The sequence below is a fragment of the Sphingomonas insulae genome, assembly GCF_010450875.1.
Taxonomy (GTDB): Bacteria; Pseudomonadota; Alphaproteobacteria; order Sphingomonadales; family Sphingomonadaceae; genus Sphingomonas; species Sphingomonas insulae.
Genome location: NZ_CP048422.1, coordinates 3,055,342 through 3,079,315, shown reverse-complemented (window position 1 = coordinate 3,079,315; position 23,974 = coordinate 3,055,342). Strand labels below are relative to the sequence as shown.

Here is a 23,974-nt window from a genome sequence, read left to right as displayed (position 1 = left end):
CGCGTTGATAGATGGCGCCGGGCGAACCGGCGCGGGTGTGTGGCAAAGATGCGTCTGCTCGCCCGGCACATCGGGGGGCTCGGCCCTCCCACACGTTCGACACGCCGCCGGCCGAGGCCGGGCGGTGTCGAACGTTGGAAAAGTGCGTCATGCGAGCGTCAACCTGGTTAAACCCGACCCAGGAAGGGGCGGGGACCTGTGCTTCGCGTCTTACGGAGCGCGCGACGCACGGGTGCAGTCCGTTGGTAGCATCGGACCCCGCGTACCGCAACTGGCAGCAATTTGCCGGTCGGCCCGGCAAAATAATGCCGAAGACCGGATTAACCTTGCCGGGCAACCTCGCGTTCGCACCCCCGCCGGTAGAACAAACCCCGGCGATCGCAGGAGAATCGCCAAAAGGGGTTAGCAATGGCTTTTCGCTGGACCCGCGCACCCTCCGCGCGGCAAGGACGCCGTGTGTTCGCGGTAATCGCCCTGTTCGCCGGATGGTTGACGAGCGCGCCCGCCTGGGCCGCGACGGCGATCCGCAGCGTGGCGGTGCAGGATGGCCGGATTGTCATCCGTTTCGACGGGCGGGTCGGCGATGCCACCGGCCTCATGCTGGACGGCACCCGCCAGATCGCGGTGGACGTGGCGGGCGCGCTGCCCGGCATGCTGGCGGTGGCGGGCGGGCCGGTGAGCGGCGTGCGCCAGATGCGACAGGACGGCGGGACCCGGCTGCTGTTCGATCTCTCACGCCCCGCGATCATCGGCGATGGCGGGTTCGATGCGGAGGGGCGCAGCCTCACCCTGTCGCTGCAGCCGGTCAGCGCCGCACGCTTTACCGCGGCGAGTGCCGCAGGGCCGCTCAGTTTCATGGCGTTCGATTTCGGCGATTGGGCGGCGCGGCCGAAGTACAAGGTTTCGATCCCCGTTCCGCCGCCCGCGCGCGGCGTCGCGCTGCCACGCGTCCGCGGCGACGACAGCCGCCCGCTGGTGGTCATCGATGCCGGCCATGGCGGTGTCGATCCCGGCGCGATCAATCCGGAATCCGGGTTGCGCGAAAAGGACGTGACGCTGCGGATCGCCAAGGCGATCCGTGACGAGCTGCTGGCGAGCGGCCGGGTGCGGGTGGCACTGACCCGCGACGACGACCGCTATCTGGTCCTGCGCGAACGCTATGGCATCGCGCGGCGGCTGAAGGCCAACCTGTTCATCTCGATCCATTGCGACAGCGTCGGCAGCGGCGATGCCTCGGGCGCGTCGGTCTATACCCTGTCGGAAGTCGCTTCGGACAAGGAGGCGGCGCGGCTGGCAAGCCGGGAGAACAAGGCGGACGTGATATCCGGCGTAAACCTGGGGGAGGCGGGGGCGGACGTATCCTCGATCCTGATCGACCTGACCCAGCGCGAAACGATGAACACCTCCGCCAGCTTTGCCCGATTATTGGGGCGTGAGGCCAAGCCGCTGATACCGACGAAGCCCGTCTTTCATCGCATGGCGTCGCTGATGGTGCTGAAGGCGCCCGACATGCCGTCGATCCTGTTCGAGACCGGGTATATCTCGAACCCCGGCGATGCGGCGTTCCTCGACAGCCGCGACGGGCGTGAGCGCATTGCGGAAAGCGTGACCAAGGCGGTCGAGGTGCATTTCGCGCGCCAGATGGCGAGCCGGTAACCGCTCCCCTCCCGCGACGGGAGGAGAGCGGGCATTCTCAGATCGCGCCGGAGAAGGTGTCGCATTGCGCCGGGTCGCCGCTCTGCAGGCCGCGTTGCAGCCAAGCCTTGCGTTGCGCCGAAGTGCCGTGGGTGAAGCTGTCCGGGACGACGCGACCCTGGCTTTCCTTTTGCAAGGTGTCGTCGCCGATCGCCTGCGCGGCGGTCAGCCCTTCTTCCAGATCGCCCGGTTCCATGCGGCTGCGGTTCTGGGCGGCCCATACGCCGGCATAGCAATCCGCCTGCAGTTCGAGCCGCACCGATGCGGCATTGCCCTCCGCCTCGCTGCTGCTGCGCTGGACGCGCTGAACCTGGTCGGACGTGCCGAGCAGGTTCTGGATGTGATGCCCGAATTCATGGGCGATCACGTAATCCTGCGCAAAATCGCCCTTGGCGCCGAAGCGGTTGGCGAGTTCGTCGAAGAAGCTGGTGTCGAGGTAGATGCGCTGGTCGGTCGGGCAGTAGAATGGACCCATCGCCGACTGCGCCGCGCCGCAGCCGGACTGGCCGTTCTGCGAGAAGAAGCGCAAGCCCGGTGGCTGGAACCGCTGGCCGGTTTGCGCGAAGACCGCCGACCATGTCTTTTGCGCGGAACTGAACGCGTCGCACGCCGCCTTCTTCGCGGGGTCCGACCGGCAGATTTGGGTCGCCGACCCGGCGTCGGCAGGTGCGCTGCGGGTGACCTGCGTCCCGCCGCCGCCACCACCGATCATGCTGCCGAGGTTGCCCAGCCCGCCGAAGACCGCAAACAGCAGCAGCACGACCACGATGCCGCCACATCCGAAACGACTGCCGATCAGCGGCAGCAGACCGAACAGCAACCCGCCGCCACCGCCCCCGCCGCCAAATCCGCCGCCGCGATTGCCCTGGTCGCCCACGTCAATATTAGGATCGAAATCGTCGAGACGCATGGCAGGCTCCGTTTAGCTTGCGTTACGAATGCGCGAACCTCCCACCGGTTGCAACGTTGTGCGGGGAGACGCAGGACGACGGCGTCATCAGGAGAAGAGATGCATGTTCCTCAAGGGCAAGACCGCGATCGTCACCGGTTCCACATCGGGCATCGGCCTCGCCTATGCGCGGGCATTCGCGGCAGAGGGCGCGGCGGTGGTCCTCAACGGCTTTGGCGATGCGGAACAGATCGAGCGCCTGCGCGCCGAACTGGCGGCGACCAGCGGGGCGGCGGCGCTGTACGACGCCGCCGACATGACCCGCCCCGATGACATCGCCGCCCTGGTCGATCGCGCCGTTCGCGAAACCGGCAGCGTCGACATCGCGGTCAACAACGCCGGTATCCAGCACGTCGCGCCGATCGAGGATTTCCCGCCCGACAGGATGGAGGCGATCATCCGCATCAACCTGCTGTCGGCCTGGTATGTCGCCCGGGCCGCGGTGCCGCATATGAAGGCGGCGGGATGGGGCCGGATCATCACCACCGCTTCGGCCCACAGTCTGGTGGCGAGCCCCAACAAGTCGGCCTATGTGATGGCCAAGCACGGCATCGCCGGCCTGACCAAGACGCTGGCGCTGGAAACCGCGCAGCACGGCGTCACCGTCAATTGCATCTCGCCCGGCTATGTCTGGACGCCGCTGGTCGAGGCGCAGATTCCCGACACGATGACAGCGCGCGGCCTTACCCGCGACCAGGTGATGAACGACGTGCTGCTCGCCGCCCAGCCGACCAAGGAATTCGTCACGCCAGAGCAGGTGGCGGCGCTGGCGCTGTTCCTGTGCCGCGACGAGGCCAAGGCGATCACCGGCGCCAACCTGTCGGTCGACGGCGGCTGGACCGCGGCATGACGGCAAAGCGGATCGCGGCCGTCGCGCTGGCCGGCGCGATGCTGGCCACCGTCGCGGTTCGCGCGCAGAATGCCGGCGACGTCGATTGGCGCAAGGTCGCGACGCGTCAGGATCGCGAGCGGTTGCGAAACTGGCGTGACGCCTGGGTGCAGGCGCTCGCCCGCGTGCGTGCCACGGCGGAGGGCGCGGCGGGGCTGTCCGCCGATCCTGCCCTGTTCGATCCGGACCGCGTCCTTCAGGGCGCGGCGCTGAAGCCGGGTACCTACCGCTGCCGGATGCACCGGCTCGGCGGTGTCGGGCCGCACAGCCGACCGTTGCTGAGCGGAACCTGGACGGGATGCCGGGTCGATGAGGACGGCATCGTGCGCCATTTCGTCACCGACGGCGACCAGCGCACCAGCGGCAATCTGTTCGACAGCACCGATTCGCGGACCGTATTCCTGGGCACGCTGGCACTCGGCGACGAGGATCGACCGATGCGTTACGGGCGCGATGCCAGGCGCGACATGGCGGGGCTGGTCGAGCGGATCGGGCCGACGCGCTGGCGACTGGTATTGCCGTATCCCGGTTTCCAGTCGACCCTGGACGTGATGGAGATCGTGTCGGGTTGACGGACCGGGCGCGTCGTCAATGCGCCGGCGCCAGCTCTCCTGCCGCTCCGACCGGTGCCACCGGCACCGTCGCCGGCGATACCACGACGACCGGCGCCGCGGTGAGTGGCGGCAGCGAGGCGAGATAGGCCTTGCCATGCATGTTCACCACCGTGACCCGTCCCGGGTTCGCCGCCGCCACCGCCTTCAGATACGATCGTGGTTTCTTCATCAGCGTCGGCTGGTCGAGCCCGGAAAGGCCGGCGATGCGCGCCGCTTCCTTGACGAAATGGACGCAATTGCGAGCGTTCAGATTGTAGTGGCCGTCACCGGTCTTTTCGTCCCAGGCAGCGATCAGCGTCAGCACCTGCGCATATTGGGCGTCGCTCAACACCATCGCGAACTGAGCGTCGCTGCCCGCGATGTAACCGGGCTTTGAGATGTCCAGCCGGCCGGCGACTGTTCCCATCAGCAGCTTCGGCGAGATCGCCTTGGCCGTGAACCCGTAGTTGACGTCGACCGGCGCGCCGCCCGCGTCCGGGGTCCCGCGCAGCGTGAAGAACGCGTGCGGAAAGCTGTTGCCGAGTTCGTGGCTCCAGAAGGTGATCGTCACCGCAGCCCAGGCGGGCACCGCCGCGACCATGGAACAGGCGAGCAGCGTGGCGGCGAGCAACGGGCGCAGGATCAGGCGGTGCATGGCGCAGGATGGTACCTGCATCGGTCGCGATTCGAAAGCCCGTCGTAGGGGGCTTCACGGCGTGTCGATGGTCGCCAACGTCGCTGCATTCTCCCGCTTTTCCGGGCGGATGTAGATCGAGCTCAAGGTCGGAACCGCCGCGCGCAGGCTGTCTTCCATTTGCTCGATCATCGTCTCCGCATCGCCCATCGTGATGGCATCGTCGAAATCCGCGCTGACCGCCACGAAGATTGCATCGGGCGCGGTGTGGATCGTCCGGACGTGGTTGACGTGGGTGATCGCCGGATGGGCGGCGACGATGCCGCGGACCGTCTCGACCACCTGCGGATTCGCGCGCTCGCCGATCAGCAGCCCCTTCGCTTCACGCGCGAGGAGGACGGCCACCAGCCCGAGGATCAGGCCGATCGCCATAGAGGCGACGCCGTCGATGCGCGGATCGGCGAAGGCATGGCTTGCCCACACGCCGATGCCGGCGATGACGAGCCCGGCAAGCGCTGCCGAATCCTCGAACAGGACGATGAAGCCGGCAGGGTCCTTGCTCTGCCGGATCGCGCGCCACCAGCCGGTATCGCCCTTGGCCTTGCGAAATTCCCGCATGGCGATGAACCACGAGCTTCCTTCCAGGGCGAAGGCGATGGCCAGCACGATATAGTTGACCAGCGGATCCGCCAGCTCTTCCGGCTCGATGATGTGGACATAGCCTTCGTACATCGACACGCCGGCGCCGACCGCGAAGATGAGGATGGCGACTACGAACGCCCAGAAATACAGTTCGCGGCCATAGCCGAAGGGGTGGACGACATCCGGCTGGCGCTTCGCCCGGTGCTGGCCGTACAGCAGCAGGATCTGGTTGCCGCTGTCGACGCAGCTGTGCACGCCCTCGGTCAGCATCGACGATGACCCGGTGATACCCGCCGCCACGAACTTGGCGACGCCGATGCCAAGGTTGGCGGCGAGCGCGCCGTACAGGACGATGTTCTCGCGAATGCGGGCGGTCAGTCCCTGGCTCATGCATACTCCCCGGCGCGCCGGTCGCGCGTCCGCGTGCTACGCGCGAGGAGGCGGTCTGGCTCCCTCGACCACGTCGGCGGGCAGCAAGAGCGGCCGGACGGCAGGCGTCGCGGGCGGACCCTTCGGGTGCAGAAACGGAATGACCGCCGGAGCACGAAGCGCCGGCGGTCACCTTTCCTCCCCAGGAAACTCTCGAGAAATCGGGTAGCTAGAGAGTCGGGGGCGGGGCAGTGGGGCATGGCTGCGGTGCAAGGTCACCGTGTATACGACGCTGACAATACGATCGGTCATCATGTAACGAATTGACAGGTCGCGCTTCGTACCCGATCCTCGAAGCAACGGAGGTGAGGATGGCGGACCGAAAGTTGTTTGCCGGGCATGCGGTGCGCAGGCTGCGTCGGCAGGCCGGGTTGACCCAGGCGGCGATGGCGGAGGCGTTGGCGATTTCGTCGAGCTATCTGAACCTGGTCGAGCGCAACCAGCGGCCGTTGTCGGCGGCGCTGCTGGTGAAGCTGGCGGAATCCTACGACTTCGATCCGCGGGCGTTGACTGCGGGCGAGCCGGGTGGCGGCGATGCGGCGATGCGGCGGCGGCTGGCGGACCCGATGTTCGCCGATCTGGAGATCGACCGCAACGAGGTGGGGGAATGGCTGGCCGGCGCCCCCGGCGGCGCCGAGGCGTTTGCCCGTGTCTATGACCGTTTGGGCGCGGGCGGCGGCAGCGGCGTGGCGGGCGACGTCGACCCGGTGGCCGAGGTTCGCCGCGAGATCGAGCGTTGGCGGGGGCATTTCGCCGATCTGGACAGCGCGGCGGAGGCGCTGGCGGACGAGCTGCGGCTGGGTGCGGGCGACCTGTACGGCGCGATCGCCGAGCGGTTGCGGGTGAAGCACCAGCTGACGATCCGCATCCTGCCCGTCGACGTCATGCCCGACCTGTTGCGGCGGCTGGACCTGCATGCCCGCCAGTTGCAGCTGAGCGAGGTGCTGGATTCCGCGTCGCGCACCTTTGCGGCCGCGTATCAACTGGCGCAGATCGAAGCGCGGGCCGAGATCGAGGCGCTGGCCAAGGGGGCGGGGTTCGCCGATCGGTCGTCCGAGCGGCTGTTCCGCCGCCACCTCGCCAGTTATTTCGCGGCGGCGGTCATGATGCCCTATGCCCGTTTCCTGCGGGCGTGCGAGACGACCGGCTATGACCTGGAATTGTTGCAGCGGCGGTTCGGGGCGGGGTTCGAGCAGGTCGCGCACCGGTTGACAACCCTGCACCGGGTCGGCGCGCGGGGCCTGCCGTTCTTTCTGATCCGCATCGATCGGGCCGGGCAATGTTCGAAGCGGTTTTCGGGCGCGAGCGCATCGCCGCTGGCGGAGGCGGAGGGGCGATGCCCGCTGTGGCGGCTGCATCAGGCGTTCGACCGGCCGGGCAGCCTGGCGGTCCAGCTGGTCGAGCTGGAGGACAAGGCGCGGTGGCTGACGATCGCGCGGACGGTGACGCCGCAGCGTCGCCGTTATGGCGGGGTGCTTGCCGAATTCGCGGTGGGCATCGGCGTCGCGGCCGAACTCGGCGGCGCGCTGGCGGTGGCGCGGGGGGTGGACCTGAAGGGCGATGCCACGCCGATCGGGCTGGGGTGCCGTGCCTGCCATCGCACCGACTGTCCGCAGCGATCGGCGCCGCCGGCCGGCCGGGCGCTGCTGATCAACGAGCGGGACCGCGGGGTGTCGGGATTCACCTTCGCCGGCGATTGATGTAAGAATGCATACATCATGACATCGTCGATGATCGTTCTGTGACAGGTTGACCGCTAGCCGTTGCGATATTCAGCGATCCGTTGTGTCAACTTCAATACAGATCCTCGCATTCGAGACGAAGCGAGGACGCGACATGACCTATCAGCAGCAGATCGGCACAGCCAGCCAGCTCATCGGCGGCCAGGCCACCTGGGGCGGCATCGATGCGGAGGCGGTCGCCCGCATGCGGCTGCAGAACCGTTTCCAGACCGGCCTGGACATCGCGCGCTACACCGCCGCGATTATGCGTCGCGACATGGCGGCCTATGACGCGGACCCGGCGGCGTATACCCAGTCGCTGGGTTGCTGGCACGGGTTCATCGGCCAGCAGAAGATGATCGCGATCAAGAAGCATTTCGGCACCACGAACCGCCGCTACCTCTATCTGTCGGGCTGGATGGTCGCGGCGTTGCGCAGCGAATTCGGTCCGCTGCCGGATCAGTCGATGCACGAGAAGACGAGCGTGCCGGCATTGATCGAGGAACTGTACACCTTTCTTCGCCAGGCCGATGCGCGTGAACTCAGCCTGTTGTTCCGCGATCTCGACCATGCGCGCGATGCGGGCAACGAGGTCGAGGCGCAGCGGCTGGTGCAGGCCATCGATCATCATCAGACGCATGTCGTGCCGATCATCGCCGATATCGACGCGGGCTTCGGCAACGCCGAGGCGACCTACCTGCTCGCCAAGAAGATGATCGAGGCGGGCGCCTGTGCGCTGCAGATCGAGAATCAGGTCAGCGACGAAAAGCAGTGCGGGCATCAGGACGGCAAGGTCACCGTGCCGCACGAGGACTTCCTGGCGAAGGTGCGCGCCTGCCGCTACGCCTTCCTGGAACTGGGCGTCGAGGACGGCATCATCGTCACCCGTACCGATTCGCTCGGCGCAGGCCTGACCAAGCAGATCGCGGTCAGCAAGGAACCCGGCGACCTGGGGGACCAGTACAACAGCTTCCTCGATTGCGAGGAGGTCACCGATCTGTCGACGATCAACGGCGATGTCGTCATTAACCGCGACGGCAGGCTGATGAAGCCGAAGCGGCTGCCGTCGAACCTGTTCCAGTTCCGCGAGGGGACCGGTGCCGACCGCTGCGTGATGGATTGTATCGCCAGCCTGCAGAATGGCGCCGACCTGCTGTGGATCGAGACGGAGAAGCCGCATATCGAACAGATCGCATCGATGGTCGACCGCATCCGCGAGGTCGTGCCAAACGCCAAGCTGGTCTACAACAACAGCCCGAGTTTCAACTGGACGCTGAATTTCCGCCAGCAGGTGTATGACGCCTGGACAGAGGCGGGTCGCGACGTGTCGGCGTATGACCGGTCGCGGCTGATGTCGGTGGATTATGACGGTACCGAGCTGGGCGCGGAGGCGGACGAGCGCATCCGGACGTTCCAGAAGGATGCAGCGGCGCGGGCCGGCATCTTCCACCACCTCATCACGCTGCCGACCTATCATACGGCGGCGCTGTCGACCGACAATCTAGCCCGGGAGTATTTCGGCGAGGCGGGCATGCTGGGCTATGTGAAGGGCGTGCAGCGCAAGGAAATCCGCGAGGGGATCGCCTGCGTGAAGCATCAGAACATGTCCGGATCGGACATCGGTGACGATCATAAGGAATATTTCGCGGGCGAGGCGGCACTGAAGGCCGGTGGCGCACACAATACGATGAACCAGTTCGCGGCGTGATCGTCCGGGGCGACCGCAACACGAAAGGTGTGTTGCGGTCGCTTGCCTGCCGGGATCCGCGGCGTCGCCGCGTGGGCGATATTCGCGGATGCTGACGTTTCGGGCGATCCGCAGGGGTGGCGGGTCTGGATTCCCGCCTTCGCGGGAATGACGGTGGGGCGGGGTGATGTTGCGCCCAAGCATGCGGGGAAGGGGTTTGGGCCCAGACGCAGGGGATGCAACTATCGCATCCATCGGTGCGGCTTGTAGTCGGTCAGGCATGAGCGGGTGTCGATCCGCGCCATGATGCTGATGTCCTCAACCCCGCGAGAATCCGTCGAAGGTCACGAAAGTCTCACTTGTGCAGCAGCTGCGGTTGCGGGATCGCGATGAGAAAGAGCGTCATAGCGGAGTAACCGCGAATCGACGCTCTCACGACTTTTCCAAATAGGACAGCGAAAAGTTCGCGTGGTGACGAACCTCAATTCCCGGGGTGGCCGGTGTGCCGACGCCCGGTACCCGCCGCGTCAGGCGCCCGCGGCGTCCAGTCGGCCGATCTGGTCCTTGGTCAGTGCGAGTTCCATCGCCGGCAACAGGTCTTCCACCTGTTCGACGCGGGTGGCGCTGGCGATCGGGGCGGTGACGCCTTCCTGCGCGATCAGCCAGGCGAGCGCGATCTGGGCGAGGGTGGCGCCGGTTTCCTCGGCGACCTGATCCATGGCGGCGAGGACGTCCGCGCCCTTGCCGTCGAGCAGGTCACCCATCCGACCACCGCGAACGCTTTGGCCAAGGTCATCCTTCGTACGGTATTTGCCGGTCAGGAACCCGGAGGCGAGGCCGTAATAGGGCAGCACGCCGATATTCTCGGTGATGCAATAATCCCGCAGCTCGCCCTCGAACTTGTGGCGGCTGACGAGGTTATATTCGGGCTGGAGGACGTGGTAGCGCGGCAGGCCGTCGTCCTTGGCCGCATCCACCGCCGATTTCAGCCGGCCTGCATGAAAGTTGGACGCGCCGAGCACGCGCACCTTGCCGGCGTCGATCAGCCGGCCGAACACCTCCAGTACCGCATCCTGCGGCACATTGTCGTCGTCCTGATGCGCATAATACAGGTCGATGCGATCGGTGCCGAGCCGTTTCAGCGATGCTTCCGCGGCGGCAGTGATGCGGGCGGGTGCCAGTTTCTCGCCACCGTCACCGGGCAGCATGCCGACCTTGGTCGCGATCAACACCGAATCCCGCTTGCCGCTCGCCTTCAGCCATTCGCCGATCATCGATTCCGATTCGCCGCCGCTGTGGCCATCGACCCAGGCGGAATAGACGTCGGCGGTGTCGATCATCGTACCGCCGCCCGCGACGAATGCATCGAGGACGGCGAAGCTGGCGGCGCGATCGGCCGTCCAGCCGAACACGTTGCCACCCAGCACCAGTGGCGCGATGCGAAGGTCGGTGGAGCCCAGGCGGCGCAGCGTGGTCATGGCGTTTGATCCGTGTCGTTGGCGGTGGCGGCGTTCAGGTCGATGCTGTTGGCGTCCAGCATCGCGGCGGCATCGTTGAGTTGGGCCGCTTCGTCGGCCGTGACGCCGCCCGGATCGCCGCCGTCGCCGCGCGAGCAACCGGCGGCGAACAGGGCGAGGGGGAGTACGGCCGACAGGACGATGCGAGACATGCGGACGAACTCCCCCTGAAGACGGATCAATCCTTCAACGAACGACCGGCGCGTTCAAGCGCGTTTCCGGTCGCATCGGCGGCACGATCGGCACCGTTGCTGATCGCGGCACCGGCACGGTCCGCGCCGGCGTCGAGGCGATCGCCGGTACGGTCGGCGGCGGCATCAATGCGCTCGCCGGCATTGTCGAGGCTGCGTTCGGCCGAGCCGAAGGCCTGGTCGGTCGCCGCATCGACGTCGCTGACCGCGTTGCGGGTCGTCGCCTCCGTATCGGCGGCGATCGCGTTGCCGGCTTCTGCGGTCTCGTTCTGCGCATTCTGGCTGCAGGCGGCGGCGCCGAGGGCGAGCGGAACGGCGGCGAGGAACAGCAAGCGCTTCATGATAATCTCCCAGTCGATGAACCCGGAGCAAACGCGACAGGTTCGTTTCGGGTCCACGTTGACCGCATATAAAGATATCTTTATATGTTGAAGCGACATGACCCTCGCGCTCGATATCTTCCGTGCCCTGGCCGATGCGACGCGGCTGCGCATCTTTTCGCTGCTCCGCTCGATGGAGCTGTCGGTCGGCGAGCTGGCGCAGGTGCTGGGGCAGAGCCAGCCGCGGGTCAGCCGGCACGTGAAGATCCTGTGCGATGCCGGTCTGGCGGAGCGCCGCAAGGAGGGCAGCTGGGTGTTCGTGGCGCTGGGGCGGCAGGCGGCGACGCAGCCGGTGGCGGCAGCGATCGACCTGTGGACCAAGGCGGAACCGGATCATTGGGCGGTCGCGGACGCCGCGCGTCTTGCCGCGGTGCGCGCCGACCGCGCGGCGAGCGCGGCGCAATGGTTCGAGGGGCATGCCGACGAATGGGATGCGATCCGGTCGCTCCATGTCGCCGAAGAGCAGGTGGAGGCGGCGATGGCCGGCGTGCTGGGCGACGGGCCGCTCGGCAGCCTGATCGACATCGGCACCGGGACGGGGCGGATGCTGGAGGTGTTCGGGGAACAGGCGGACAGCGCGCTGGGCATCGACCGATCATCGGAGATGCTTCGGCTGGCGCGGGCCAAGCTGCACGACCGGCCCAACACCGAATTGCGGCAGGCGGACCTGTATGCGCTGCCGATGGCGGACGGCGCCGCGGACGTCGCGATCCTGCACCACGTGCTCCATTTCGCGCAGCAGCCCGGTGCGGCGATCGCGGAGGCGGCGCGGGTGCTGGGACCGGGCGGGCGGCTGCTGATCGCGGATTTCGCGCCGCACGATCGCGAGGACCTGCGGACGCGCGACGCGCACACCCGGCTGGGGTTCGCGGACGAACAGATCGCGGGCTGGTTCGGCAATGCCGGGCTGGCACCGGCACGGACCGAGACGCTGAAGGGCGGCGAATTGACGGTGACATTGTGGCTGGGCGTCAAACCGGGCGCGAACCTGCGTCAGGTTCCGGTGACAGGGGTCGGGACAAAAATCGGTAAAAGGGTTGGGGCGGCATGACGATTTCGGTGAACCAGCTCGAAGAGGCGCAGATCGCGCTGAAGGCGCCGCTGTATGCGGATGTCGCCGGCGATCTGGACGTGTCGTTCGAATTCTTCCCGCCGAAGAGCGAGAAGATGGAGGAACAGCTGTGGGAGGCGGTGCGCACGCTGGAGCCGCTCGGCCCCAGCTTCGTATCGGTGACCTATGGTGCGGGCGGATCGACGCGCGAACGGACGCATGCGACGGTGGCGCGCATCCAGCGCGAGACGTCGCTGGCCGCCGCCGCGCACCTGACCTGCGTCGAGGCGACGAAGGCGGAGATCGACGAGGTCGCGCAAGGTTATTGGGCGGCGGGCGTACGGCATATCGTCGCGCTGCGTGGCGATTCGCCCAATGCGGGGGCGTTCGTCAGCCATCCCGGCGGCTATGAGAATGCCGCGGCGCTGGTCGCGGGGTTGAAGCGGCTGCACCCGTTCGAGATTTCGGTCGCCGCCTATCCCGAATGCCACCCGGATTCGGTCAGCGTCGAGGCGGATATCGACAATCTGAAGGCGAAGATCGATGCCGGGGCGACGCGTGCGATCACCCAGTTCTTCCATGAGCCCGAGACGTTCTTCCGCTATCGCGACAAGGTGGCGGCGGCAGGGATCACCGCGGAGATCGTACCGGGCATCATGCCGGTCACCAATTTCGCCAGCGTCGTGCGGATGAGCAAGATGTGCGGGACCGAGGTGCCGGCGTGGATGGCGCGGTTGTTCGACGGGCTGGAGGATCATCCCGCCGCGCGCCAGCTGATCGCGGCGACGCTGGCGGCGGAACTCAGCCGCAAGCTGTATGCGGGGGGCGTGAAGGCGCTGCACTTCTACACGCTCAACAAGGCGGAGCTGTCGTTTGCAATCTGTCACCTGCTCGGCGTGCGCTCGAAGCCGGTAGCGAACGCGGCGGCGGCGTGATGGTGTGACGGGCGGCGTTTATCCCGTACGTCCCGGGCGACCGCCGGGGGAGTCGTGGACCTTCGCAACGGCGTTGCTCTGCTTGTCACGACAACCTTGCCAGCCGGGCGCCGGCCTTCGCCGGGGAAGGGGCCTTTTTCCGATGGAATTTCAACCATGACCATTCGCGACACATTCCTGGCCGAGGCGGCCAAGCGCATCCTCATCACCGACGGCGCGTTCGGGACCGAGATCCAGAACTGGAAGCTGTCCGAGGCGGATTACGCGGGCACGCTGGGGCTGACCCACGACCAGAAGGGCAACAACGACATCCTGGCGCTGACCAAGCCCGAGGTGCCGGCGTCGATCCATCGCGCCTATTTCGAGGCGGGGGCGGATATCGCGGAGACGAACACGTTCTCGGCGAACCGGATCAGCCAGGCGGATTACGGCGCCGAGCATCTGGTGCGCGAGATCAACGTCGAGAGCGCGGGGATGGCGCGGCGGATCGCGGACGAGTTCCAGGCGCGCGACGGACGGCCGCGCTTCGTCGCCGGCGCGATCGGGCCGACCAACAAGACGCTGTCGCTGTCGCCGGACGTCAACGATCCCGGCTATCGCGAGATCGACTTCGACCACCTGAAGGGCGTGTACCGCGAGCAGATCGACGCGCTGGTCGAGGGCGGCGCCGACTTCATCCTGATCGAGACGGTGTTCGATACGCTGAACGCCAAGGCGGGGATCATGGCGACGCTGGATGCCGCCGAGGACCTCGGCCGCGACCTGCCGCTGATGCTGTCGATGACGCTGACCGACCTGTCGGGGCGCAACCTGTCTGGGCACACGGTCGAGGCGTTCTGGCACGCGGTGCGGCATGCCAGGCCGGTGACGATCGGGCTGAACTGTTCGTTCGGGGCGGAGCAGCTGCGGCCGCACGTCAAGACGCTGTCGGACATCTGCGATACGCTGATCATGGTGTACCCGAACGCCGGGCTGCCCAACGAGCTGGGCGCGTATGACGAGGCGCCGGCGACGACCGCCGGGCTGGTCGGCGAATGGGCGCAGGCGGGGCAGGTCAACGTGCTTGGCGGCTGCTGCGGATCGACGCCGGCGCATATAAAGGCGATCACCGACATGGCGCGCGGGGTGAGCCCACGGGTCGTCCCGGTGCCGCCGGTGCGGACGCGGCTTGCGGGACTCGAGCCGTTCACGATGGCGGCATGATCGTAACCTACGCCGAACCGCGCTGCCCTTTGCCGTCATTGCGAGCGCAGCGAAGCAATCCAGAGCCGCGTCAGGACGCCCTGGCTTGCTTCGCTGCGCTCGCAATGACGAACACGAAAAGACCGATATGACCACCAATTCCTCTGCCCAGTTCGTCAATATCGGCGAGCGCACCAACGTCACAGGCTCCGCGGCGTTCAAGAAGATGATCATGGCGGGGGATTACACCCGCGCGGTCGAGGTCGCGCGCAGCCAGGTGGAGAATGGCGCGCAGGTGGTCGACGTCAACATGGACGAAGGGCTGCTCGACGCCGAATTCGCCATGACGACCTTCCTCAAGCTGATCGCCGCCGAGCCCGACATCGCGCGCGTGCCGATCATGATCGACAGTTCCAAATGGAGCGTGATCGAGGCGGGGCTGAAGTGCGTCAGCGGCAAGCCGATCGTCAATTCGATCAGTATGAAGGAGGGTGAGGAGGCCTTTCTGTACCATGCGCGCAAGTGCATGGCGTACGGCGCGGCGGTGGTCGTCATGGCGTTCGACGAGGTCGGGCAGGCGGACACGCAGGAGCGCAAGGTCGCGATCTGCGCGCGCGCCTATGACCTGCTGATGGGTATCGGCTTTCCGCCCGAGGACATCATCTTCGACCCCAATGTGTTCGCGGTGGCGACGGGGATCGAGGAACACAACAATTACGGCGTCGATTTCATCGAGGCGTGTCGCGCGATCAAGGCGCGCTGTCCGCACGTCCATATCTCGGGCGGGCTGTCGAACCTGTCGTTCAGCTTCCGCGGCAACGAGCCGGTGCGGCGCGCGATGCATTCGGTGTTCCTGTATTATGCCATCCCGGCGGGGATGGACATGGCGATCGTCAACGCCGGGCAGCTCGACGTGTACGACACGATCGATCCGGAATTGCGCACCGCGTGCGAGGACGTGGTGCTCAACCGCGATCCCGAGGCGGGCGACCGGCTGGTCGCGCTGGCGGAAAAGTATCGCGGCACCGATGCGGTGGCGGAAAAGGCGGCGGCGGAATGGCGTTCGCTGCCCGTCACCAAGCGGCTGGAATATGCGCTGGTGAAGGGCATTGACGCGCACGTCGTCGACGATACCGAGGAATGCCGCCAACAGTTCGCGCGGCCGATCGAGGTGATCGAGGGGCCGTTGATGGACGGCATGAACGTCGTCGGCGACCTGTTCGGATCGGGCAAGATGTTCCTGCCGCAGGTGGTGAAATCGGCGCGCGTGATGAAGAAGGCGGTGGCGCACCTGCTGCCCTTCATCGAGGCGGCGAAGGAACCGGGCGCCAAGGGCAAGGGCAAGATCGTGATGGCGACCGTGAAGGGCGACGTCCACGATATCGGCAAGAACATCGTCGGCGTCGTGCTGCAGTGCAACGGCTTCGACGTGGTCGATCTGGGCGTGATGGTGCCGTGGTCGAAGATCCTCGCCGCGGCGAACGAGAACGATGCCGACATGATCGGGCTGTCGGGCCTCATCACGCCGTCGCTGGACGAGATGGTGACCGTGGCGGAAGAGATGAAGCGGGCGGGCATGACGATGCCGCTGCTGATCGGCGGGGCGACGACGTCGAAGGTTCACACCGCTCTCCGTATCTCGCCCGCCTATGACGGTCCGATCGTGCATGTGCTCGACGCGTCGCGGGCTGTCGGCGTGGCGACGACGCTGGTCAGCGACACGCAGCGCGACGCCTATGTGCTGGGCATTGCCGAGGATTACGAGAAGGTGCGGGTCGCGCGCGCCAGCAAGGGGCAGAACGACCTGTTGCCGCTGGCCGAGGCGCGCGCCCGCGGGCTGAGCGTCGACATGGCGCTGAAGGCGCCGCCGGCCGCGCAGCCGGGCGTGCATGTGTTCGACGACTGGGACCTTGCCGACTTGCGCGGCTATATCGACTGGACGCCGTTCTTCCGCGCGTGGGAGCTGGCCGGCAATTTTCCGGCGATCCTGACCGACGAGGTGGTCGGCGAGAGCGCGAGCGGGCTGTACGAGGACGCGCAGGCGATGCTCGACCGGATCGTCGCGGAGAAGTGGCTGACCGCGCGCGGCGTCTGCGGTCTGTGGGCGTGCCACCGCCACGACGACGACGTCTGGGTCTATACCGAGCATCGCGAATCGCACCGCAGCCCGGATGGCGCGAGCATCCCTGAGGGGTTCCACATCCCGAACCTGGACCGCACGCAGGAGGCGACCGTGCGGCTGCCGTTCCTGCGCCAGCAGATCGCCAAGCGCGAGGGGCGGGCGAACATGTGCCTGGCCGATTTCATCGATCCGGCGGGCGACTGGATGGGCGGCTTCGCGGTGGGCATCCACGGCATCGAGCCGCATCTGGCGCGCTACAAGGCGGACAACGACGATTACAACGACATCCTGCTGAAGGCGCTGGCGGACCGGCTGGCCGAGGCGTTCGCGGAGCGGCTGCATGCGCATGTCCGCACCGACCTGTGGGGCTATGCGCCGGGCGAGCAGCTGACCAACGACGCGCTGGTCCGCGAGCAGTATCGCGGCATCCGCCCGGCGCCGGGCTATCCGGCGTGTCCCGAGCATTCGCTGAAGACGACGCTGTTCGCGATGCTGGATGCCGAGGCGAATACCGGGCTGGAGCTGACCGAAAGCTTCGCGATGTTGCCGACGGCGGCGGTGAGCGGTTTCTACTTCGGCCATGCGCAGGCGGAATATTTCGGTGTCGCGCGGATCGGGCAGGATCAGGTCGCGGACTATGCGGCGCGGCGGGGCGTGGACGTCAAGCAGGCGGAGCGGTGGCTGCGGCCCAATCTCGACTGATCGGGCCCGGGGGGCGTCCCTGAATCCGTCATTGCGAGCGTAGTGCAGCAATCCAGGGCGTCTTGGTCCGGCTCTGGATTGCCGCGCTGCGCTCGCAATGACGGGCTGGGGACGGAAGCGAAATCAGAACCCCCGCGTCCGCAGCCCCGGATTGCGCTTCAGCATCGGCGCGACGATCGGGATGGTCAGCATCGTGCTTGCCACCGCCATCAGCAGCAAAGCGGTGAAGGTTTCGTTGGTGATGATCGCCTTGTCGAGCAGGATGTTGGCGAAGATGATCATGATGAGCGCCTTCGTCTGGAGCAGCCAGCCGATCGCCTTCGCATCGCCCTTCGGCCATTTCAGGATGCGGCCGGCAAGGTGGATGCCCGCCAGCTTGCCGCCGACCGATGCGACCAGCAGTAACGCCGCGGCCGCGAAGACGGCGGTGCCGCCCACGCCCCATTGCGTCTTGAGGCCGGTCGAGAGGAAATAGACCGGCATGATCGCGAGCAGGATCGTCGCGCGGAAGCGGTCCATCCGCTCCTCGCCGAACCAATGCGCGTCGAGCACCGCGCCCGCGAGGAACGCGCCGACCATGAAGTGCAGCCCGGCCCAATCCGCCGCGAACCCGCACGCCGCCAGCCAGATCAATCCGACATACCAGCGGTCGTTTTCCGCGATCGCACGCAGCAGCTTGCGGATCGCCCATGTCGCGATCGTGAAACCGATCAGGAACCCGGCCTGTCGCCCGACGCGCTGCCAGTCGAGCAGGATCAGCGCGAGCACGCCCCAGATCGCGATATCGTCGAGGCTGGCGTAGCGCAGCACGCGCTGGCCGAGCGGCGCGCGCAGGATGTCGAGCTTTTCCATCAGCAGCACCAGGATCGGCAATGCGGTGACTGCGCAGGCCATGCCGATGCCGAGTACGACCTGCCAGTCCGCGCCATCGGCGCCGCGCCAGCCGGGGAAACGGAGCATGACCAGCGCGGCCAGCGCCCCCGCGACCAGCGGCACGCCTAGCGCCAGGCCGGCGGTGATCCCGGTTTCGCGGCGGCGTTTCCACGCTTCACCCACGTCGAGTTCGAGACCCGCGACCCAGACGAACAGCATGACCGACCACCAAGCGATGCCGTTGAGCGCCCCCAGCGTCGGTGCAGCGAAGACGAAGGCATAATAATCGGGAAAGATCGCGCCGAGCACGCCCGGCCCGAGCAGGATGCCGCCGATGATCTGCACCACCACCAGCGGCGCCCAATAATCGGTGCGCCCGACCCGCCAGACGAGCCACGGCAACGTGAAGATGATGAGGATGGCGAGGAGGAACACCTCGGTCGGTGACATGGCGTGCATCGGTTTCGGCATCCCCCGCCCGGGGCTCCCCGCCCGGTGTCGTTAAGGGGTCGTCTATGCGAACGTGCCGGGATCGGCAACGGCGATGGCCAGGTTCGGGACAGCGGCGCGGCATGGTAACGCATCGCTGGGCCGCACGATGGCGTTAACCGCGATTAGGGCTGGCGCGGGGCGCAAGGGACGGCGCAAGCCCATGCGCATGACCCGCGCCATCCTCGCCCTCGCCCTGATCGCCGCCCCTGCCGTTGCGCAGAGCGGCAAGCCCTTCACGATCGCGGAGACGGGGCAGGGGTTCTCCGACCTGCAGGAGGCGGTGTCGTCGGTCCGGATGGGAACCGCGACGATCCTGATCGCGCCGGGCGTCTATCGGCAATGTGCCGTGCAGCAGGGCGGCCGCATCACCTTCAAGGCGGTGCAGCCCGGCACCGCGATCTTCGAGAAGGAGGCATGCGAGGACAAGGCGGCGCTGGTGCTGCGCGGCCAGGGATCGGCGGTCGATGGCCTCGTGTTCCGTGGCTATAGCGTGTCGGATGGCAATGGTGCGGGCATCCGTACCGAAATGGGCGACCTGACCGTCACCAATTCGATGTTCCTCGACAGCCAAGAAGGCATCCTGGGCGGGGAGCCGACCGGGCAGAAGATCGTGATCGACCGGTCGACCTTTTCCGGGCTGGGCCAGTGCGATCAGACGGTGAATTGCTCGCATGCCATCTACATCGGCAGCAATGGCAGCGTGACGGTGACCAATTCGCGGTTCGAGCGCGGCACCGGCGGCCATTACGTCAAGTTGCGCGTGCCGAACGTGACGATCACCGACAACAGTTTCGACGATACCGCGGGCCGCAAGACCAATTACATGATTGACCTGCCCGATGGTGCGCGCGGTTCGATCGCACGCAACACCTTCGTACAGGGCAAGGGCAAGGAAAATTCTAGCGGCCTGATCGTGGTCGCGGCGGAAAACCGCACCTTTCCCTCGGCCGGCCTGCGCATCGCGGACAATGACGCGCGCATGGCGCCGGGTGCGCCGGGCAACCCGGCGTTCGTCGCGGACCTGAGCCACGAGCGGCTCAACCTCGGCGCCAACCGGCTGGGACCTGGCATCCGCCCGTTCGAAACGCGCTGACGCTGCGCCGACGGATCGCCGTGGGTCAGATGCCGTAGAGGATGCGGAAGGTCTTGCGGCGGATATAGGCCTTGTCCGCCGGCGTCAGCGTACCGTTGTTCCTGTGCAGCCGTTCGGCCACGTCTTCGCGCAACGCGATCGCCATCCTGAGTTTCTGCTGGCGCATCGTCGGCGTGTCGCCATCGTCGAACAAATAAACCGGTGCCCGCTGAAAGGAATTGGGCGAGGGCGAGACTCCGGCATCGATGGTCGACGGCTTGAAGGCCTGCGCCGAGGCCATGCCGGAGAGCGACATTAAAGCGAGCATCAACAAGGGTTTCATGGTCGATCTCCGATAACGCATTGCCGGTCGACACCGTCGGACGCACGACCCGGGCAGGGTTGGCGGACGATCGATGTCGATGGCATGTACACCCGATCGGGACCGGCGTCTGCTATTTAACGCAGGTGTCCGCGGCCCCCGGGTCGAGATCGAGGCAGCGACCGTCCAGCCCCTTCACCGGCAGCCCGATCGTGGCGGCGAGCGTCGGGACGATGTCCACGGTTTCGACCGACAGGGGCTGTTCGAAGCCGGCCATGCCCTTGCGCCAGAACAGGATCGGCACCCGGCGATCGTAATCCCACGGACTGCCGTGCGTTTCGACATAACCGGGGGTGGGCGTTTCGATCGTCGTCACCCGCGGCTTGAGCAGGACGAGCAGGTCGCCCGACACGTCGGGGTTGAACGAGGCGCGGGCGCGTTCGAGCAACGTCCAGGTTTCCGGCGGCGTGGTCGCGATCGGCTGCGCGGCGATCTGCGCCTTGGTAAAGGTTGCGGCGACCTGCGGCTGTGCGGCAAAACGTTTTTGTGCCGCCGCCAGTACGCGGGCGCGATCGGCGGGCTTCACGGTCGCCGCGAGATAGACGTCGCCTTCAGCACCGATCAGCACCGGCCCCTTCAGGCCCAGTTCGGCGCTGATCGCCGCATCGACCACCTTGATCGAGGCGTCTGCCGACACGTGGCTTTCCATCGGCATGGCATGCTGCTGCTGGCGTTCGGTCATGTCGTGCGCGCCGTGATCGGCGGTCAGCACCACTTCGTAATCGAGGCCCCAGCCGTCGAGCGCAGCAAAGAAGCTGCCGAGCGTGCTGTCGAGCTGATCCATCTGAATGCACATCTCGGTGCCCTGGGTGCCGAGCGAATGGCCGATATAGTCGGTGGCGGAGGCGCCGATGTCGATGATGTCGATGGCCTTGCCCTGGCCCAGCTTCATGTCCTGGATCAGTCCCGCAGCGATCGCGAACACGGCGGCGTCGCTGGCGGGCGAGGCGCGGAACGCCTTGAGGTCGCCGGCGGCGCGTTCGAACCGACCCTGGCCGAAGACCTTGCCCGCCACCGTGATCGGCCGGTCGAGCGGTTGACAGAAGCCGGGCAGCGGCAGCGCGGCCTGCGGTTGCGCGACCAGCGCGGCGACGGCGTCGCGGCCGCGCTGCACGGCGCGCGGCACCGGCCGGCCGGCGTAGCTGGTGTAGGTCTTGCCGTCCCACCACCACAGTTCGTCGACCTTATGCCCGCCCATCATCACGGCGGCGCGGTCCTTGCCGGCGACGGAGACGACGCGCGTCGCCGGGTGTGCCGCCTTCATCATCTCGCCCAGCGTCGGCACCTTCAGATGCTTGTCGCTGACGGTGTAATGTTCGTGATCGCTGCCGGGAACCGTCTCGTCCTCGGTGCAATAGACGGTCTTGTCGGCACGGGCGATCGACTGGTCGATCCAGTTGTTGGCGACGATGCCGGTGTGCGTCGGGCGCATGCCGGTGAGGATGGTCGAATGGCCCGGACACGTCTCGGTCGCGGCATGGCCCTGATAGCCCGACGGGAACACCGCGCCGTTCAGGAGCCGGGTGAACCCCCCGGTGAAGCGGTTGCGATATTGCTGGAACAGGTCGGCGGAGAACTGATCGACCGAGATCACGACGAGGAGGCGTGGCGGCTTGCCGGGGCCGGGCGCCAGCGCCGGCGCCGCGACCGGAGTCGGGGCCGGCGGCATCGGTGCGGGCGCCTGTTGCGCGGCGATCGGCGCGGCGGAAGCGAACAGGGCGGCGGCGATCAGCGCTTTCATCGGGACACTCGTGTTAATGGGCCGCGACCGCTATGGCGGGCGGCGATGGACGGGGCAAGAATGGCAAATCGATTGATCGCGGCGATGCGCGCGCTGTGTTTCGCGGTGATGACGCTGGTGGCGGCGACGACGGTCGCGCACGCCGATCTGGCGCCGGCGAACGGCCCGCCGCACCTGGCGATGACGCTGGTACCGGACAGCGTCGCGCCGCGCGCCGGCCAGACGGTGACGATCGCACTGGACACCCGGCCGGAAAAGGGCTGGCACGGCTATTGGCGCAACCCCGGCGATGCGGGCTTCGCGCCGTCGCTGGCGTGGACCCTGCCGAAGGGCGCGACCGCCGATCCCGACCTGCAATGGCCGGTACCATCGACGCTGTTGATCGCGGGGTTGATGAACTATGTCTACGAGGCGCCCTACGCCCCGCTGGCGACGCTGCACGTGCCGGCGGGGCTGGCGGCGGGGACGCGGTTGCCGATGCGGCTGGCGATCAACTATCTGGTCTGCACCGACACGATCTGCGTGCCGGAGGCGCAGCAGTTGAGCCTCGACCTGACGATCGGCGATGGCGCCGCGGCACATGCCACCGATTTCGATCGATGGCGCGCGGCGATCCCCAAGCCGCTGGACGCCGCTGGCACCTATCAGCTGAAGGACGGCAAGCTGGTGCTCGCAATACCGCTGCCGGCGGCGGCGAAGGTGCAGGACGCGGCCTTCTTTCCCTATGGCCCGGACATGGTCGCCTATGCCGCGCCGCAGGCCGTGACGCGCGATGGCGACCGGTTGCTGATCGCGACCGCGGGCGCGCCGAAGGGGCGGATCGCGGGCGTGCTTCGCATCGGGCCGGACCTGGGGCTGAGCGTGCATGCCGATGCCGGGACGGTGGCCATGCCGACCGATCGCAGCGGCTGGTCGGCGGCGCTGCTGGCATTCGCGGGGGCGGTGCTGGGCGGCCTGATCCTCAACGTCATGCCGTGCGTGTTCCCGATCCTGAGCCTGAAGGCGCTGCACCTGGCGCGCGGCGGTGAGGACGAACGGGCGGCGCGGGTCGATGCCATCGGCTACCTGGTGGGCGCGGTGCTGATGTGCGTGGCGCTGGGCGGGCTGATCCTGGGCCTGCGCGCCGGCGGTTCGGCGGTCGGCTGGGCATTCCAGTTGCAGGACCCGCGCATCGTCGTGCTGCTGATCGCGTTGACCTTCGCGATCACGCTCAACCTCGCCGGCCGGTTCGAGGTGCCGGTACCGCAATTCGCCAGCCATGGCGGCGCGGCGGGATCGGTGGCGACGGGCGCGCTGGCGGCGTTCGTGGCGACGCCGTGCAGCGGGCCGTTCATGGGTGCCGCGCTGGGTGCCGCCCTGGTGCTGCCGTGGCCGGCGGCGCTGGCGGTGTTCGCAGGGCTGGGGCTGGGGCTGGCGCTGCCGTTCCTGGCGATCGGTTTCGTACCGTCGCTGCGGCGGGGGTTGCCGAAGCCGGGATTGTGGATGGAGCGGTTCCGCCGGGTGCTGGCGGTGCCGATGGCGCTGACGGTGCTGGCGCTCGTGTGGCTGGCGTGGCGGCAGGCGGGCATGGCCGGGCTGTTGCTGGGCATCGCGACGATCGTGGCGACGGGCGTGGTGCTAAGCCTGGGCGGCCGGCGCCAGAAGCGGGGGCTGGGCTTCGGCCGGGCGCTGGCGCTGGCGGCGCTGATCGTGCCGGCGGGTCTGGCGGCGGCGCTGACGGGTGGCGCGGCGCGGCCGGCGAAGGTGGGCGGCGATACGTTCAGCGAGGCGCGCCTGGCAACGTTGCGCGCCGAGGGGCGGCCGGTGTTCGCCTATTTCACCGCCGATTGGTGCCTGTCGTGCAAGGTCAATGAAGCCTCGTCGATCGACACCGCGGCGACGCATGCGGCATTCGCCAAGAACAAGGTGGCGGTGCTGGTCGGCGACTGGACCGACGGCGATCCGGCGCTGGGCCGCTTCATCCAGGCGCACAATCGTGCCGGCGTACCGCTGTACCTGTATTACGCACCCGGCGCGACCGAACCCCGCGTATTGCCGCAAGTCTTGACGCCCGGGATGCTGGCGGCGTTGCGGTAACACGCCCGGCGGCGTCGCC

The 23,974-nt window shown here is 67.3% G+C and carries 20 protein-coding genes; 11 read left to right on the top strand and 9 right to left on the bottom strand.

The features are described 5' to 3' along the window. Positions 1 to 408 precede the first annotated feature (408 nt). Positions 409 to 1,656, top strand: coding sequence for an N-acetylmuramoyl-L-alanine amidase family protein (locus GTH33_RS16240; protein WP_163959292.1), 1,248 nt, complete (start codon positions 409 to 411; stop codon positions 1,654 to 1,656). Positions 1,657 to 1,693: 37 nt separating this feature from the next. Here the strand turns inward: GTH33_RS16240 and ypfJ are convergent, their stop codons facing one another. Continuing rightward, entirely contained in the window at positions 1,694 to 2,605 is a 912-nt protein-coding gene (ypfJ, locus tag GTH33_RS16235) for a KPN_02809 family neutral zinc metallopeptidase (protein WP_163959291.1), read from the bottom strand. A 103-nt stretch (positions 2,606 to 2,708) separates the two neighbouring features. Between ypfJ and GTH33_RS16230 the strand changes: the two genes are divergently transcribed. Next, positions 2,709 to 3,494 carry a 3-hydroxybutyrate dehydrogenase gene (locus tag GTH33_RS16230; protein ID WP_163959290.1) on the top strand — a complete coding sequence of 262 codons (786 nt, stop codon included), beginning with the start codon at positions 2,709 to 2,711 and terminating at the stop codon, positions 3,492 to 3,494. Next, entirely contained in the window at positions 3,491 to 4,105 is a 615-nt protein-coding gene (locus tag GTH33_RS16225; protein WP_163959289.1) for a DUF4893 domain-containing protein, read from the top strand. Before GTH33_RS16230 ends, GTH33_RS16225 begins: the two co-directional genes overlap by 4 nt. A gap of 16 nt (positions 4,106 to 4,121) precedes the next feature. Here GTH33_RS16225 and GTH33_RS16220 read toward each other — a convergent pair whose 3' ends face one another. Both GTH33_RS16220 and GTH33_RS16215 read right to left on the bottom strand, forming a co-directional pair. Beyond that, positions 4,122 to 4,781 (bottom strand): hypothetical protein, encoded by a 660-nt coding sequence (locus GTH33_RS16220; RefSeq protein ID WP_243848135.1) that lies wholly within the window; start codon positions 4,779 to 4,781, stop codon positions 4,122 to 4,124. A gap of 54 nt (positions 4,782 to 4,835) precedes the next feature. Next, positions 4,836 to 5,792: a cation diffusion facilitator family transporter gene (locus GTH33_RS16215; RefSeq protein ID WP_163959288.1), complete on the bottom strand. Its 957-nt coding sequence runs from the start codon at positions 5,790 to 5,792 to the stop codon at positions 4,836 to 4,838. 350 nt (positions 5,793 to 6,142) lie between these two features. Here GTH33_RS16215 and GTH33_RS16210 point away from each other — a divergent pair, with 350 nt between their 5' ends. After that, positions 6,143 to 7,531, top strand: a complete 1,389-nt coding sequence (locus tag GTH33_RS16210) for a helix-turn-helix domain-containing protein (RefSeq protein ID WP_163959287.1) — start codon at positions 6,143 to 6,145, stop codon at positions 7,529 to 7,531. A gap of 136 nt (positions 7,532 to 7,667) precedes the next feature. After that, positions 7,668 to 9,260 (top strand): isocitrate lyase, encoded by a 1,593-nt coding sequence (locus GTH33_RS16205; RefSeq protein WP_163959286.1) that lies wholly within the window; start codon positions 7,668 to 7,670, stop codon positions 9,258 to 9,260. Positions 9,261 to 9,766: 506 nt separating this feature from the next. On the opposite strand, the gene GTH33_RS16200 is transcribed toward GTH33_RS16205, so the two are convergent. From GTH33_RS16200 to GTH33_RS16190, 3 genes are read right to left on the bottom strand one after another with little or no spacing between them, the layout of a single operon-like run. After that, the gene (locus GTH33_RS16200; RefSeq protein WP_163959285.1) at positions 9,767 to 10,717 is read right to left on the bottom strand and encodes an aldo/keto reductase; all 951 of its coding nucleotides are present in this window, start codon (positions 10,715 to 10,717) and stop codon (positions 9,767 to 9,769) included. Beyond that, complete coding sequence (locus tag GTH33_RS16195) at positions 10,714 to 10,908, bottom strand: hypothetical protein (protein WP_163959284.1); 195 nt, start codon at positions 10,906 to 10,908, stop codon at positions 10,714 to 10,716. The genes GTH33_RS16200 and GTH33_RS16195 overlap by 4 nt, the downstream gene beginning before the upstream one ends. A gap of 26 nt (positions 10,909 to 10,934) precedes the next feature. Beyond that, positions 10,935 to 11,288, bottom strand: coding sequence for a hypothetical protein (locus GTH33_RS16190; RefSeq protein WP_163959283.1), 354 nt, complete (start codon positions 11,286 to 11,288; stop codon positions 10,935 to 10,937). 97 nt (positions 11,289 to 11,385) lie between these two features. On the opposite strand from GTH33_RS16190, the gene GTH33_RS16185 reads away from it, so the two are divergent. The 4 genes from GTH33_RS16185 (at position 11,386) to metH (ending at position 17,319) form a co-directional block, all read left to right on the top strand. Further along, positions 11,386 to 12,378, top strand: a complete 993-nt coding sequence (locus tag GTH33_RS16185; protein WP_163959282.1) for an ArsR/SmtB family transcription factor — start codon at positions 11,386 to 11,388, stop codon at positions 12,376 to 12,378. After that, entirely contained in the window at positions 12,375 to 13,313 is a 939-nt protein-coding gene (gene metF / locus GTH33_RS16180) for a methylenetetrahydrofolate reductase [NAD(P)H] (protein ID WP_163959281.1), read from the top strand. Before GTH33_RS16185 ends, metF begins: the two co-directional genes overlap by 4 nt. 156 nt (positions 13,314 to 13,469) lie before the next feature. Beyond that, positions 13,470 to 14,516 carry a homocysteine S-methyltransferase family protein gene (locus tag GTH33_RS16175; protein WP_163959280.1) on the top strand — a complete coding sequence of 349 codons (1,047 nt, stop codon included), beginning with the start codon at positions 13,470 to 13,472 and terminating at the stop codon, positions 14,514 to 14,516. A gap of 127 nt (positions 14,517 to 14,643) precedes the next feature. Further along, the gene (gene metH, locus GTH33_RS16170; RefSeq protein ID WP_163959279.1) at positions 14,644 to 17,319 is read left to right on the top strand and encodes a methionine synthase; all 2,676 of its coding nucleotides are present in this window, start codon (positions 14,644 to 14,646) and stop codon (positions 17,317 to 17,319) included. A gap of 123 nt (positions 17,320 to 17,442) precedes the next feature. On the opposite strand, the gene GTH33_RS16165 is transcribed toward metH, so the two are convergent. Continuing rightward, entirely contained in the window at positions 17,443 to 18,651 is a 1,209-nt protein-coding gene (locus GTH33_RS16165) for a cation:proton antiporter (protein WP_163959278.1), read from the bottom strand. 199 nt (positions 18,652 to 18,850) lie between these two features. Here GTH33_RS16165 and GTH33_RS16160 point away from each other — a divergent pair, with 199 nt between their 5' ends. After that, positions 18,851 to 19,777, top strand: coding sequence for a right-handed parallel beta-helix repeat-containing protein (locus tag GTH33_RS16160; protein ID WP_163959277.1), 927 nt, complete (start codon positions 18,851 to 18,853; stop codon positions 19,775 to 19,777). Between the two features lie 25 nt (positions 19,778 to 19,802). On the opposite strand, the gene GTH33_RS16155 is transcribed toward GTH33_RS16160, so the two are convergent. Beyond that, positions 19,803 to 20,099, bottom strand: a complete 297-nt coding sequence (locus GTH33_RS16155) for a hypothetical protein (protein WP_163959276.1) — start codon at positions 20,097 to 20,099, stop codon at positions 19,803 to 19,805. A gap of 112 nt (positions 20,100 to 20,211) precedes the next feature. Continuing rightward, positions 20,212 to 21,879 (bottom strand): alkaline phosphatase family protein, encoded by a 1,668-nt coding sequence (locus GTH33_RS16150; protein WP_163959275.1) that lies wholly within the window; start codon positions 21,877 to 21,879, stop codon positions 20,212 to 20,214. 84 nt (positions 21,880 to 21,963) lie between these two features. On the opposite strand from GTH33_RS16150, the gene GTH33_RS16145 reads away from it, so the two are divergent. Continuing rightward, the gene (locus GTH33_RS16145) at positions 21,964 to 23,955 is read left to right on the top strand and encodes a protein-disulfide reductase DsbD family protein (RefSeq protein WP_208403928.1); all 1,992 of its coding nucleotides are present in this window, start codon (positions 21,964 to 21,966) and stop codon (positions 23,953 to 23,955) included. The last annotated feature ends 19 nt before the right edge of the window (positions 23,956 to 23,974 follow it).

Coding starts and splice junctions, on each gene's coding strand:
- GTH33_RS16165 (WP_163959278.1), bottom strand. CDS start 18,651: ATGCACGCCATGTCACCGACCGAGGTGTTCCTCCTCGCCATCCTCATC.
- GTH33_RS16175 (WP_163959280.1), top strand. CDS start 13,470: ATGACCATTCGCGACACATTCCTGGCCGAGGCGGCCAAGCGCATCCTC.
- metH (WP_163959279.1), top strand. CDS start 14,644: ATGACCACCAATTCCTCTGCCCAGTTCGTCAATATCGGCGAGCGCACC.
- GTH33_RS16185 (WP_163959282.1), top strand. CDS start 11,386: ATGACCCTCGCGCTCGATATCTTCCGTGCCCTGGCCGATGCGACGCGG.
- GTH33_RS16240 (WP_163959292.1), top strand. CDS start 409: ATGGCTTTTCGCTGGACCCGCGCACCCTCCGCGCGGCAAGGACGCCGT.
- GTH33_RS16215 (WP_163959288.1), bottom strand. CDS start 5,792: ATGAGCCAGGGACTGACCGCCCGCATTCGCGAGAACATCGTCCTGTAC.
- GTH33_RS16225 (WP_163959289.1), top strand. CDS start 3,491: ATGACGGCAAAGCGGATCGCGGCCGTCGCGCTGGCCGGCGCGATGCTG.
- GTH33_RS16230 (WP_163959290.1), top strand. CDS start 2,709: ATGTTCCTCAAGGGCAAGACCGCGATCGTCACCGGTTCCACATCGGGC.
- metF (WP_163959281.1), top strand. CDS start 12,375: ATGACGATTTCGGTGAACCAGCTCGAAGAGGCGCAGATCGCGCTGAAG.
- GTH33_RS16150 (WP_163959275.1), bottom strand. CDS start 21,879: ATGAAAGCGCTGATCGCCGCCGCCCTGTTCGCTTCCGCCGCGCCGATC.
- GTH33_RS16155 (WP_163959276.1), bottom strand. CDS start 20,099: ATGAAACCCTTGTTGATGCTCGCTTTAATGTCGCTCTCCGGCATGGCC.
- GTH33_RS16210 (WP_163959287.1), top strand. CDS start 6,143: ATGGCGGACCGAAAGTTGTTTGCCGGGCATGCGGTGCGCAGGCTGCGT.
- GTH33_RS16205 (WP_163959286.1), top strand. CDS start 7,668: ATGACCTATCAGCAGCAGATCGGCACAGCCAGCCAGCTCATCGGCGGC.
- GTH33_RS16190 (WP_163959283.1), bottom strand. CDS start 11,288: ATGAAGCGCTTGCTGTTCCTCGCCGCCGTTCCGCTCGCCCTCGGCGCC.
- GTH33_RS16145 (WP_208403928.1), top strand. CDS start 21,964: ATGCGCGCGCTGTGTTTCGCGGTGATGACGCTGGTGGCGGCGACGACG.
- GTH33_RS16195 (WP_163959284.1), bottom strand. CDS start 10,908: ATGTCTCGCATCGTCCTGTCGGCCGTACTCCCCCTCGCCCTGTTCGCC.
- ypfJ (WP_163959291.1), bottom strand. CDS start 2,605: ATGCGTCTCGACGATTTCGATCCTAATATTGACGTGGGCGACCAGGGC.
- GTH33_RS16220 (WP_243848135.1), bottom strand. CDS start 4,781: ATGCACCGCCTGATCCTGCGCCCGTTGCTCGCCGCCACGCTGCTCGCC.
- GTH33_RS16200 (WP_163959285.1), bottom strand. CDS start 10,717: ATGACCACGCTGCGCCGCCTGGGCTCCACCGACCTTCGCATCGCGCCA.
- GTH33_RS16160 (WP_163959277.1), top strand. CDS start 18,851: ATGACCCGCGCCATCCTCGCCCTCGCCCTGATCGCCGCCCCTGCCGTT.